General features: G+C 67.5%; 10 protein-coding genes. 4 read left to right on the forward strand and 6 right to left on the reverse strand.

Going from position 1 to position 12,410, the window contains the following annotated elements:
• Positions 1 to 19 precede the first annotated feature (19 nt).
• Both KGR00_RS17925 and mntR read left to right on the forward strand, forming a co-directional pair.
• Positions 20 to 1,300: an Nramp family divalent metal transporter gene (locus tag KGR00_RS17925; protein ID WP_224418865.1), complete on the forward strand. Its 1,281-nt coding sequence runs from the start codon at positions 20 to 22 to the stop codon at positions 1,298 to 1,300.
• A 10-nt stretch (positions 1,301 to 1,310) separates the two neighbouring features.
• Positions 1,311 to 1,721 carry a manganese-binding transcriptional regulator MntR gene (gene mntR / locus KGR00_RS17930; protein ID WP_224418864.1) on the forward strand — a complete coding sequence of 137 codons (411 nt, stop codon included), beginning with the start codon at positions 1,311 to 1,313 and terminating at the stop codon, positions 1,719 to 1,721.
• Positions 1,722 to 2,229: 508 nt separating this feature from the next.
• Here the strand turns inward: mntR and KGR00_RS17935 are convergent.
• The 4 genes from KGR00_RS17935 to KGR00_RS17950 form a co-directional block, all read right to left on the reverse strand.
• Positions 2,230 to 3,267 carry an IS110 family transposase gene (locus tag KGR00_RS17935; RefSeq protein ID WP_224417614.1) on the reverse strand — a complete coding sequence of 346 codons (1,038 nt, stop codon included), beginning with the start codon at positions 3,265 to 3,267 and terminating at the stop codon, positions 2,230 to 2,232.
• A 266-nt stretch (positions 3,268 to 3,533) separates the two neighbouring features.
• Positions 3,534 to 4,196, reverse strand: coding sequence for a response regulator transcription factor (locus KGR00_RS17940; RefSeq protein WP_129141242.1), 663 nt, complete (start codon positions 4,194 to 4,196; stop codon positions 3,534 to 3,536).
• A 282-nt stretch (positions 4,197 to 4,478) separates the two neighbouring features.
• Positions 4,479 to 6,428 carry an acetate--CoA ligase gene (gene acs / locus KGR00_RS17945; protein WP_224418863.1) on the reverse strand — a complete coding sequence of 650 codons (1,950 nt, stop codon included), beginning with the start codon at positions 6,426 to 6,428 and terminating at the stop codon, positions 4,479 to 4,481.
• A gap of 181 nt (positions 6,429 to 6,609) precedes the next feature.
• The gene (locus tag KGR00_RS17950; RefSeq protein ID WP_224418862.1) at positions 6,610 to 7,158 is read right to left on the reverse strand and encodes a SprT-like domain-containing protein; all 549 of its coding nucleotides are present in this window, start codon (positions 7,156 to 7,158) and stop codon (positions 6,610 to 6,612) included.
• A 70-nt stretch (positions 7,159 to 7,228) separates the two neighbouring features.
• On the opposite strand from KGR00_RS17950, the gene KGR00_RS17955 reads away from it, so the two are divergent.
• Positions 7,229 to 7,879, forward strand: coding sequence for a YecA family protein (locus KGR00_RS17955; protein WP_224418861.1), 651 nt, complete (start codon positions 7,229 to 7,231; stop codon positions 7,877 to 7,879).
• Positions 7,880 to 7,928: 49 nt separating this feature from the next.
• Here KGR00_RS17955 and KGR00_RS17960 read toward each other — a convergent pair whose 3' ends face one another.
• On the reverse strand, positions 7,929 to 9,050 hold the full coding sequence (locus KGR00_RS17960) for a phosphatidylserine/phosphatidylglycerophosphate/cardiolipin synthase family protein (protein ID WP_129141238.1): 1,122 nt from the start codon (positions 9,048 to 9,050) through the stop codon (positions 7,929 to 7,931).
• Positions 9,051 to 9,158: 108 nt separating this feature from the next.
• Between KGR00_RS17960 and plsB the strand changes: the two genes are divergently transcribed.
• Complete coding sequence (gene plsB, locus KGR00_RS17965) at positions 9,159 to 11,657, forward strand: glycerol-3-phosphate 1-O-acyltransferase PlsB (protein ID WP_224418860.1); 2,499 nt, start codon at positions 9,159 to 9,161, stop codon at positions 11,655 to 11,657.
• On the opposite strand, the gene KGR00_RS17970 is transcribed toward plsB, so the two are convergent.
• Complete coding sequence (locus KGR00_RS17970; protein WP_224419860.1) at positions 11,654 to 12,409, reverse strand: class I SAM-dependent methyltransferase; 756 nt, start codon at positions 12,407 to 12,409, stop codon at positions 11,654 to 11,656. The genes plsB and KGR00_RS17970 overlap by 4 nt on opposite strands.
• Position 12,410: the final 1 nt, after the last annotated feature.

The raw sequence follows: 12,410 nt of genomic DNA on the forward strand, positions 1-12,410 counted from the left end.
GGTTAACAGGTCGCCCACGATGTTCTCCGCATTCTCCGACCAGACGATTCGCGACAAGGCCACCGCCACGCTGCGCGGTCAACGCAGCCGCTGGGGCTGGGCCCCGTTCCTCGGGCCGGCACTGATCGCCGCCGTGGCCTATATCGATCCCGGCAACTTCGCCACCAACATCGAGGCCGGCTCGCGCTACGGCTATGCCCTGCTCTGGGTGGTACTCGGTGCCAACCTGATGGCGATGCTGATCCAGTCCCTGTCGGCACGCCTGGGCCTGGCGACCGGCAAGAACCTGCCGGAGGTGATCCGCGAGCGCTACCCGCGCCCGGTCGTCTGGTTCTACTGGGTCCAGGCCGAGATCGTCGCCATCGCCACCGACCTCGCCGAGTTCCTCGGCGCGGCGCTGGCCTTCAACCTGCTGTTCGGCCTGAGCCTGATGGAAGGCGCCCTGCTCACCGGGCTGATCACCTATCTGGCGCTGTTGATGCACCGTCAGGGCTTCCGGCTGATGGAGATCGTCATCGGCGCGATGATCCTGGCGGTCGCCACGGGGTTCCTGCTCGAGATGCTGCTCAGCCGTCCGGACCCGCAACCGCTGCTCGCGGGGCTGCTGATACCCGGCTTCCCCGACGGCTACGCGCTGTACCTGGCGGCCGGCATCCTCGGCGCCACGGTGATGCCGCATGTCATCTACCTGCACTCGGCGCTGTCGCAGAACCGCATCCGCCCCACCGACGACCACGAGCGCAAGCGCCTGATGCGCTATTACCGCATCGACGTGATCGTCGGCATGGCGATCGCCGGGCTGGTCAATCTGAGCATGCTGGCAATGGCCGCCGCGGTCTTCCACGCCCAGGGGCGCGACGACGTCGCCACCATCAGCGACAGCTATCAACTGCTGGCGCCGATGATGGGTCAGGAGACCGCCAGCATCATCTTCGGCGTGGCCCTGCTGCTCGCCGGGTTGTCGTCATCGATCGTCGGCACGCTCTCGGGTCAGGTGATCATGCAGGGCTTCGTGCGCTTCACCATCCCCGTCTGGCTGCGCCGCCTGATCACCATGGCACCGGCGCTGGCGGTGATCATGCTGGGCATCTCCGAGCAGAAGGCTCTGGTCGCCAGTCAGGTGATCCTGAGCTTCGGTATCCCCTTTGCCCTGGTGCCTCTGCTATTCTTTACGGCCAATCGCCGGATCATGGGCAATCTGGTCAACACCAGAATCGTCACCGGGATCGGCGGCCTCATCTGTGCCCTGATCATTGCCCTGAACGGCTACGTGTTATTTTTCACCCTCACGGGTAACTGACAGGCCTCGAATGAACTCTCTGCCCAAACACGAATTCTTCAAGCGCGTCCGGCAGGATCACCAGACCGAACTGGTCGAGGACTATGTCGAGGAGATCGCTCATCTCCACAATCGACACGGCGAGGCACGCGCCAGCGACCTGGCCGAATGCTTCGGCGTGAGCACCGCGGCGGTCTCCAAGATGGTCGCGCGACTCAAGCGCGACGGCCTGGTCATCGCCCGCCCCTACCGGGGCATCTTCCTCACCGAACTCGGCGAATCGCTGGCCGAACGCGTCGCCAACCGCCACGTCGTGGTCCTCGACACGCTGCGCAAGCTGGGCGTTCCCGAGGACATCGCCCGTGCCGACTCGGAAGGCATCGAACACCACTGCAGCGACGAGACCGTCGCCGCGATGCGCCGTTTCCTCGAGCGCTCTTGAAGCACACGCAACACCACTGACGCGACACCCGAAAAACGTTCTTCGCGAATTGGCGTAAAACGTTAAGGGCCCGCTATGGGGCATGAATTCCTCCCGTGGAAACCAACCTGGATGGCGCCACTGGCGCATGAAAGTTTCTGTGGGAGGGAACTCGTTCCCGATTGGCGCCGCAGGCGCCCGGCATGGCCGGGGGGCAGTGCCCGCCGCCATCGCGAATAAATTCGCTTATATGGACCCGTCCCGTTGTGCAAGCCAGCAGCAACGAGACATGAGGTGAGACTGCACGCTTATATCCGGCCTCTTGTGGCGCCTGCGGCGCCGGGCCCTGATGGAATGCGCGCTCTCTGGCCTCTTATCTCCCACACGGCCTCCAACGGGCCTAGCGAATTATCAGTGTGCCAGAGAGCCGGTCTTGCCGACCATGTCATCGAGGCAACTTGCCCGCGCAACCTCGGAAAACGCTTTTCTGTATCCGCTTGCGCTTCTTGCCTTTCTTCCCGTCCGGCCCTCAGATCACCTGGCCCTGAGGCTGATAAGGCCGGCTATGAGCCAGCACGGACCAACAGATACGGGCCAGCTTGTTGGCCAGCGCCACGATCGCCTTGCGTTGGCCCACGCGTGCCGCCAGCTCACAGACCCAACGGGCCAGCCGGTCGGGAGCCGCCTGGCGCTGGAACTGGCGTAAGGCCGCCCGGGCCCCATGCACCAACTGGCGTCGCACCTCGCCGTTGCCCCGTTTGGTGATGCCCCTCAACCGCGCCTTGCCACCACTGGAGAACTGCCGCGGTACCAGACCGATCGAGGCACTGAACTGGCGGCCGTTGGGGAAACGCCGGGGATCGCCCAGATGGCTCAGCAACAGCGTGGCATTGACCGGACCGATGCCGGGCACGCTCATCAGCCGTTCGGCATCCGACGAGGCCTTGGCCAGTGCCATCAGCTGCTTGTCATAACCCTTGAGCCGCTCGTCCACGTCACGCCATTGGGCGATCAGGTCTTCCAGCAGCAGGCACAGGGCGCTACCCAGTCGCTCGCGGTGTCGCTCGATCAACTCTCGGGCGACGCCCTGGCGAAGCACCGCGTGGCCCTGGGCCACCACGAGTCCGAACTCGCCCATCAGACCGCGCAACTCATTGCCGATCGCCGTGCGCTCGCGAACCAGACGTGTGCGTACCCGATGTATGGCCTGAAGCGCCTGTTGCGCCTCGGTCTTGATGGCCACGTGGGGCGTGGCGGGACGCGCCGCCGCCTCGGCGATCCCCGCCGCATCGCGGGCGTCGTTCTTGTGGCCCTGGACGAAGGGCTTCACGGCCTGGGGCGGCAACAGGAGCGCGTCATGCCCCATCGCGCGGATCTCACGCGCCCAATAATGGGCCGAACCACAGGCTTCCATCGCGACCCGGCACGGCGGCATCTGGCTCAGTGTCAGGCGCAGTTGCTGGCGGCTCACCGACTTGCCGAAGACCTTGCGGCCGTGTGCATCGATGGCGTGCAGTTGGAAGACGTGCTTGGCGAGATCGATACCCACAATGCTAATCTTGTTCATGAATGGACCCTCCTCTCGGGATGCCGTGGGTGCCCCATGCACCGATAGATGGCGTTACAGGCTCATCTTGGCACAAGGGGGGACGGGTCCATTCCATTTCCCACAAGGACAAGCCAATCGCAGGGGCTGTGGAAGGTAGCTTGTTCTTGAGGATTCGCGCTGCATTTCCCGGCAACATGCGATGCACCCGAAAAAAGCCGCCCCGCACAGCGTGCGGGGCGGCTTTTTCGTCGATGCCGGACGAGTCGACTCGCGTCGCGTCGGGCTCAGGACTCCACCTTGGGCGGCTCCACCTCGAGCTTCTGGGCGGCGATCACCGCCTGGGTCCGCGAATGCACCCCGAGCTTGCGCAGGATCGCCGTGACGTGCGCCTTGATGGTCGCCTCGCTGACATTGAGCTCGAAGGCGATCTGCTTGTTGAGCAGCCCCTCGGTGAGCATGTTGAGCACCCGGAACTGCTGGGGCGTCAGCGACGCGATCGCCTCGGCGAACCGGGCATCCTCCTCGTCGGACTCGCCGATCGCTTCGGCGATCTCCTCGGGCAGCCAGATCTCGCCGTCGAGAATCTCGCCCACCGCCTCGGCGATCACCGTCAGCGATGCCGACTTGGGAATGAACCCGGACGCCCCGTAGTCGATGGCGCGGCGTACCACGTGGGGTTCGTCGCTGCCGGAGATCACCGCCACCGGGATCTCCGGCGTCTGACCGCGCAACTGGATCAGCCCCGAGAAGCCGTGCGCCCCTGGCATGTGCAGATCGAGCAGGATCAGATCGGCATCGGGGTGGCGGGTGACCACCTCGGTCGTGGCATCCATGGTGTCGGATTCGACGATTTCGGCCTGCGGTGCGACCTGACGCAGCGCCTGGGTCAAGGCTGCTCGAAACAGCGGGTGATCATCGGCGACGATGAATTTCTGGGCAAAGGCCATTGAGTCTCCTCCGGATCCTCCTGCAGCGAGCCGCCGCGCCTCGGGGAACCCCGACGACGCCAAGCTTGTCGCCTCTCGTGTCTGGCATGTTACCCCATGCCCTACCCGATTCCCAAGCGCCGTCAAGCGCCCCGTCGATACTCGGCGGACCCATGAAAAAACCGGCCCCGAAAGGCCGGCATGAAAGGCCGAATGCCACCGACTAAGTGGCGTGCTTTCCGCCGGGGCACGCCTCGACCATGGGGCGTGACCGGCGCCGCGGCGGCATCGGCGAGACAGACGTCAGCGATTGGCGCGGTTGGCGATCAGATCCTCGACCACGCTCGGGTCGGCCAGGGTGCTGGTATCGCCCAGCCCGTCGGTCTCGTTGGCGGCGATCTTGCGCAGGATGCGGCGCATGATCTTGCCCGACCGGGTCTTGGGCAGGCTCGGCGCCCACTGGATCACATCCGGCGAGGCGATCGGCCCGATGTCCTTGCGCACCCACTGGGTGAGCTCCTTCTTGAGCTCGTCGCTGGGCTCGTACTCGTCGCCCAGGGTGACGTAGATGTAGATCCCCTGCCCCTTGATGTCGTGGGGGTAGCCGACCACCGCGGCCTCGGCCACCGCCTCGTGGGCGACCAGCGACGACTCGATCTCGGCGGTACCCATGCGATGGCCGGAGACATTGATCACGTCGTCGACGCGTCCGGTGATCCAGTAGTAGCCGTCCTCGTCGCGGCGGCAGCCGTCGCCGGTGAAGTACATCCCCTTGTAGGCGGAGAAGTAGGTGTCGACGAAGCGCTCGTGGTTCTTCCAGATGGTGCGCGCCTGGCCCGGCCAGGAATCCAGGATCACCAGGTTGCCGTTGGTGGCGCCCTCGAGAATGTTGCCCTCGCTGTCGACCAGCGCCGGCTGCACGCCGAAGAACGGCCGCGTCGCCGACCCCGGCTTGAGGTCGATGGCACCGGGGAGCGGCGCGATCATGATGCCGCCGGTCTCGGTCTGCCACCAGGTATCGACGATCGGGCACTTCGAGTTGCCGATCACCCGATAGAACCATTCCCAGGCCTCGGGGTTGATCGGCTCGCCCACCGAGCCCAGCACGCGCAGGCTGTCGCGCTTGCTGGAGTCCATGACGTTCTCGCCGTGGGCCATCAGCGCGCGGATCGCGGTGGGCGAGGTATACAGGATCGACACCCCGTGCTTGTCGATCACCTCGCCCATGCGCCCGGAGGTGGGATAGCTGGGCACGCCCTCGAACATCAGCGTGGTCGCGCCATTGGCCAGCGGGCCATAGACGATGTAGCTGTGACCGGTAATCCAGCCGACATCGGCGGCGCACCAGTAGACCTCGCCGTCGTGATAGTCGAAGACGTACTGATGGGTCAGCGAGGCATGCAGCAGGTAGCCGCCGGTGGTGTGCTTGAGCCCCTTGGGCTTGCCGGTGGACCCCGAGGTGTAGAGGATGAACAGGGCATCCTCGGCGTTCATGGGCTCGACCGGGCAGTCACTGGACTGCTTGTCGACGACCTCGTGGAACCAGACGTCGCGACCGTCGTGCCACTCGATGTCGCCGCCGGTGCGCTGGACCACCAGCACGTTGTCGACGACATCGGTGCCGTCGCGGGTCAGGGCGGCGTCGACGTTGTCCTTGAGCGGGACGCGCTTGCCGCCGCGCACCGATTCATCGGCGGTGATCACCAGCTTCGACTGGGCATCGACCACGCGCTGGGCCAGCGCGTCCGGCGAGAAGCCGCCGAACACCACCGAGTGGATGGCCCCGATGCGGGCACAGGCGAGCATCGCCATCGCCGCCTCGGGGATCATCGGCATGTAGAGGGTGACGGTGTCGCCCTTGCCGACGCCGAGCGCCTTGAAGGCATTGGCGAGCTGGCTGGTGCGGGCATGCAGGTCGCGGAAGGTGTAGGTCTTGCTGTCGCCGGGCTCGTCCCCCTCCCAGATGATCGCCGGCTGGTCGCCGCGGCTCTCGAGATGCCGGTCCACGCAGTTGTGACAGGCGTTGAGCTCGCCGTCCTCGAACCAGCGGATATCCACGTTGTGGGGGTCGAAGGAGGTGTGCTTGACCCTGGTCGGCGCCCGGCTCCAGTCGAGGCGCTTGGCCTGCTCGGCCCAGAAACCTTCCGGGTCGTCGACGGACTGCTGGTACATCGACAGATAGGTGTCCTTGTCGGCCCATGCATTGGCCGCCATCGTCTCGCTGACCGGATGGACCTTCTGCTGTTCGGTCATATCGCCCCCGTCCTGGAAAGATCGATTGTCGAAGTTCGGTCCCGGCGCCCCGTCGAACGGTCGATACCGACCCGAAATTCACGCTGAATCTCCAACCAGCATATACCCACAGCGGGGCAAGGTCCCAATTAGACCTTGGTAGGAAGATTTTTTACAGATATTTCATTGACTTACGATTACATCAAGAGGTCGCCGAATCCGCATGCCGCAGCTGTTGTCGACAGTGTCGACAATAATACCGCTGACCGCCGAGCGCGCGGGCGTGCCGTCGCTGACTGAAATGATGATCGCGACACGCGCAGCGATAGCGATGCGGGGCCGGGCTGGCCCGGCGGGTATCGAAACGGTGGGTGGCGCTCGGCTCGAGCCCGTAGAGACGACGCATCACGCTGCGCCACTCGTGCCCGTGGGGGCGCACCCGCTCGCCGCCCTCGAGATGATGGACCAGCCAGTGAGCCATCTCGTGGGGGATCACCTCGACGAAGAAGGCCAGACGATTCTCGGCCAGCAGCACCGGGTTGAGGCGCAGCCCGCCGCGGCCGAAGTGGGCCTGGCCGGCGCACTTGCCGCGCAGATCGAGCCACACCGCCGGCTGCGGCAGGCCGGGGAAGACCTCGCAGGCCAGGCGCCAGGCCGCCGCGCAGCGCGCACGGGCGGCGTCGTGCAACGCCTCGCGGGAGAGCGCGGCGAGCCAGTCGGTATCCGGGGTGGGGAGAGTCGGCGCTTGCATGGGGATGCTAGAATGCCGACGAACCCGGCGCGCGTCCAGCGCGTCCGTCTTGCCAGAGGATACGACGCCGATGCCCGAAGCGCTCCCGCCCCAGCCCCTGCTCGATGACGAGGAACTCGATCGCCTCGACGACTTTCTCGACTCCGATCGCGCCGGCGAGGACGCCCTCGACCTGATCGGCGCCCACGGCTTTCTCGTCGCCCTGGCGGTGGCCCCACGCGAGGTTCCGGCGAGCGCTTGGGTCGGCGAGCTCTTCCACGGCGAACCGGCCTTCGCCGACGATGCCGAGCGCGACGCCGTGCTCGGCCTGCTCGAGCAGTTGCGCGGCAATGCCATCGCCGCGCTCGAGCAGGGCCAGTTGCCGGAGCTGCCCTTCGAGCTGACCCTCGACGGCCTGGCCCCCGAGGAGACGCCGATCGGCGACTGGTGCGCCGGCTTCATGGAAAGCGTGTTCCTCGACGAGAGCGCCTGGTTCGAACAGGACGAGGAAGCCGCCGCGACCCTGCTGCTGCCGTTCATGGCGCTGTCGGGGCTGTTCGACGACGAGCCCGACATGGCCGAGTTCATTCGCCGCCCGGCGGACGCCGAACGCCTGGTGACGCAACTGCCGGAACTGGTCCTCGATCTCTACCTGCACTACCGCGTGCCGCCGGAGACGCCCAAGCCCAAGCCGCGCGGCAAGTCGCCGGCCGGGCGCGGCAAGCGCAACCGTAAGTCATAAGAGGGAAGAGGGAAGTGGGCGTTCTTCCCGCTCCCGGGCGAAGCCCGGTTCAACGCAGTCGAGTGACCCAGGCGTCCAGCGTGCCGTACAGCCACTCGCGCAGCCGCTGCCAGCGCGAGCGGCGTGCCCAGTCCTCGGGCAGGATCTCCACGCTCTGGGCGAAGTTGCGCTCGAACAGCGCCGCGATCTCCTTGGCGAAACGCGCGTCGTGCACTTCCTGATTGGCCTCCAGGTTCCATTGCAGGCTCCAGTGGTCGAAGTTGCACGAGCCGACCGTCGCCCAATCGTCGGCCAGCGAGAACTTGGCATGGATGAAGCGCGGCTGGAACTCGAAGATGCGCACTCCCGCGCGCAGCAAGCGCCCGTAGAAGCGCTGACCGGCATAACGGATGCCGGGATGATCGTGGGCCTCGCCGGGCAGCAGCAGACGCACGTCGATCCCGCGCCGGGCGGCACGGGCCAGTCGCCGGCGCAGGCTCAGGGTGGGCACGAAATAGGGCGTGCAGAACCAGATCCGCCGCTGGGCCTGGCGGAGCTGCTGGTGCAGTGACAGGCGAATCGCCTGATAGCGATAGCCCTGCCCCCAGACCACCCGCCCGCGCATGCCCTGGTAATCGTCGAGCGCGGCGACATCCAGCCCCAGGCGCTGGACCAGTCGCGGGTCGCCCTCGCCGCGGGTCAGCGGCGAATCCCAGAGGCGCGAGAACAGGCGTACCCAGTCGGCGACCACCGGCCCCTCGATGCGCACCGCGACGTCGAACCAGGTGTCGAGGAACTCGTCGCTGGCGCCGAAGCCCCCGGTGAACGCCACCCGGCCATCGATGATCAGCAGCTTGCGATGGTCACGGGTGAAGTTCTTGCCCAGCCGATACCAGACCAGCGGGTTGAACACACGCAGCGCCACCCCGGCATCGACCAGTCGCCGGCGATCCGCCGCGGCGAGCTTCATCGAGCCGTAACCGTCGAGCAGCACCAGCACCTGGACGCCGCGTGCCGCCGCGGCGCCCAGCGCATCGATCAACTGCGAGGCCAGCGTCCCCGACTCCATCAGATAGAGTTCGAGCACGATCGACTGCCGCGCCCCGGCGATGGCCTCGGTCATCGCCGGCAGAAAGCAACGGCTCTCCGGCAATAACGCAAAGCGGTTGCCATCCCGCCAGACTCCACGCATCGTCTTTCCCCGTATCAACGGTCGTCATGCTCACAGCGCCCGACAGCACCACGCCGCGACGACGCAAAATCACTATACTGCCCCAACACTTATCGGATCGGCACCCGGATGGCATTACTCAACTCGCTGCTCCACCCGCTACGCGTCGTGCTGCGCCGTCTTCTGGCCGCCTGGGTCGAGTTGCGCCTGATCGAGCCCGCCCCCGAGCGACTGGGGCTCGACCCCACACGCCCCACTCTCTACGTGCTGCCGCACCCGGCGCTGTCCGACCGCCTGCTGCTGGAAATCATCTGCCGCCGCCACGGCCTGCCCGCCCCCGAGGCACGCTGGCGGGTGGGCAACGTGACCCGACGCGGCTGCCTGGCGCTACCCAGTCACAAGCGACGGCTGTGGCGTCGCCGTTCACCGGACGCGCCGTTCGGCGAACTGATCGACGCCCTGGCCGAGCATCCCGACACCGACGTCCAGTTGGTGCCGGTCAGCGTGTTCTGGGGCCGCGCCCCGGGCAAGACCTTCGGCTTCTGGAAGCTGCTCGCCGCCGACAGCTGGCAGCTTACCGGTCGCTTGCGCCGGGCACTGTCGATGCTGGTCAACGCACGCAACGTCGAACTCTACTGGGGCGAGCCACTGTCACTGCGCGAGCTGCTCGACGAACGCCCCGCCGCGCTGACCCGGCGCAAGGTCTCGCGGGTCCTGCGTGTGCACTTCCGGCGCGTGCGCACGCGGGTGCTGGGGCCCGATCTGTCGCATCGACGCACGCTGATCGCAGGGCTGATCGCCGATCGCGAGATCCAGCGGGTGATCGACGAGACGGCCACCGCCCAGGGGCTGTCGCATGCGCGGGTCGAGCGCCGCGCACGTCGCTACGCCCGCGAGATCGCCTCCAATACCAGCTATCCGGTGCTGCGCTTCCTCGATCAGTTGCTGCACCGGCTGTGGAACCGGCTCTATGCCGGGGTGCGGATCAACGGGCTGGAACAGGTCAAGCGCCTGGCCGGCGACCACACCCTGGTCTATGTGCCCTGCCATCGCAGCCATATCGACTACCTGCTGCTCTCCTACGTGCTCTACCGCGAGGGGCTGATGCCACCGCACATCGCCGCCGGACGCAATCTCGACATGCCGGTGGTCGGCGCGCTGCTGCGCCGCGGTGGAGCCTTCTTCCTGCGTCGCAGCTTCAAGGACAACCGGCTCTACGGGGCAGTCTTCAACGAATACCTGCACCGTCTGCTGGCGCGCGGCCATCCGGTGGAGTACTTCATCGAGGGCGGGCGCTCGCGCAGCGGCCGCCTGCTGGCGCCGCGTCCCGGCATGCTGGCGATGACCCTGCGCTCCTACCTGCGCGGCACCCAGCGCGGCGTGGCCTTCGTGCCGGTCTACATCGGCTACGAGAAGGTGCTGGAAAGCGCCAGCTATCTGCGCGAGCTGCGCGGCGGGCGCAAGAAGAAGGAGTCGCCGCTGGACCTGTTCCGGGTGCTCGGCCAGCTGCGCCAGCCCTTCGGCCGGGTCCAGGTCAACGTCGGCGAGCCTCTCGAGCTCGACGACTTCCTCGACGCTGCCGCGCCCCACTGGCGCGACAGCCGCCACGAGACACGCCCCGCCTGGCTGAGCCGTACGGTGCCGTTGCTGGGTCGCGAGCTGGGCCAGCGGATCAACGCCGCCGCGGCGCTGAACCCGGTCAACCTCACCGCCCTGGTGCTGCTGGCGACGCCGCACCGGGCCATCGAGGCCGACCTGCTCGAGCACCAGATGACGTTGCTGGTGGCGTTGCAGCGCAGCCAGCCGGGCGGCAGCCGGGTGAGCCTGCCCGAGGGCTCGCCGCGGGAGTGGCTGGCCGAAGCGCAATGGCTGGGCTTCGTCGAGCGCCGGTCGCAGGCGCTGGGCGAGCTGGTACTCATCGACGGCGAACGCGCCACCCTGCTCACCTGGTATCGCAACAACGTCCAGCACCTGTTCGCACTGCCCGCGCTGGTCGCCTTCGCCTTTCGCAACAACGCCCAGAATGACCTGGAGACCCTGGATCAGCGCCTCGCCCCGGCCTGGCCGCTGATCGCCCAGGAGCAGTACGTTCGCCTGCCGGGCGCGGACTTTCGCCAGGCCCTGCAGGCCACGCTGGCGACCCTGGTCGATCACGGCCTGCTCGAGCGCACCGCGCAGGGCTGGCAGCGCCCGCCGGGGCACAGCCTCGCCAACCAGCAACTGCAATTGCTGGGCCGTCTGGTCCAGCCCACTCTGGAGCGCGGCTACCTGCTGCTGGCCGCGCTCTTGCGCCAGCCCAGCGCGAGCCTGACCCGCGACGCCCTCGAGGAGCGCAGCCGCCAGCTCGCCGAACGCCTGACCCTGCTCTCGGGGCTCAACGCCCCGGAATTCTTCGACCGGCGCCTGTTCAGCTCGCTGCTCGACAGCCTGGAAGCCGAAGGCTGGGTCTGGGAAAGCGACGGCCGGCTGGCCTTCGACGACCTGCTCGGCGAGGCCCTCAAGCGCAGCCGCAGCCTGTTCGACCCGGAACTGCGCCACCGCCTGCTGCAGATCGCCCGCCCCGCCGGGCCGGCGGCGAGCGATGATGAGGCACCGAGCCGCGCCGCGGCACATCAGGCAACGGACTAAGCGCGCAGGGAGCGATGCACGTACAGATCGTAGCGACTGGTCTTGGCCTCGAGGCTGTGGGCCGGACGCGGTCCGTCGATCGGAGGGGCCTTGCGCGGGCGCTTGACCGCCACGCGGTGGGTGGCGACGTCGAGCGCCGCCTCGAGCAGCCGCGGGGCATCGTCGTCGTCGCCGGCCAGCTCGCGGAACACGCGCATCTCCTTCTTGACCAGCGCCGACTTGTCACGATGCGGGAACATCGGGTCGAGATGGATCACCTGGGCGGGAAAGTCGGCCGCCGCGACCGTCGCCGCCAGGGCCTCGGCGGCATCCGCGCGACGCAGCCGCAGGCGCGCGGCGATCGGCGCCACCTCGGCGTCACGACCGGCGCGAAGCAGGGCGTCCTCGAGCAGCGCGGCGATCGCCGTCACCCGCTCGAGCATCAGCACCTCGGCGCCCAGCGTGGCGAGCACGAAGGCATCGCGCCCCAGCCCGGCGGTGGCGTCGACGACATGCGGCGTGACACCCTTGACCAGCCCGCAGGCCCGGGCCACCAACTGCCCGCGCCCACCGCCGAAGCGCCGCCGGTGGCCCGCCTTGCCGGCGACGAAGTCCGCCAGCAACGGCTTGCCGTAACGTTGCGGATCGCCGGCGATCGCCAGACCGTCGGGCGTTTCGACCAGCGCCAGCCCCGTGGCGGGGGGCGTCGCCGACCAGCGCAAGCCCAGCCGCTCGGCGAGCTCGCGCAGCCCCTCGCCCACCGCCACCGGCATC

Source organism: Modicisalibacter sp. MOD 31.J (assembly GCF_020147985.1).
Taxonomy (GTDB): domain Bacteria; phylum Pseudomonadota; class Gammaproteobacteria; order Pseudomonadales; family Halomonadaceae; genus Modicisalibacter; species Modicisalibacter coralii.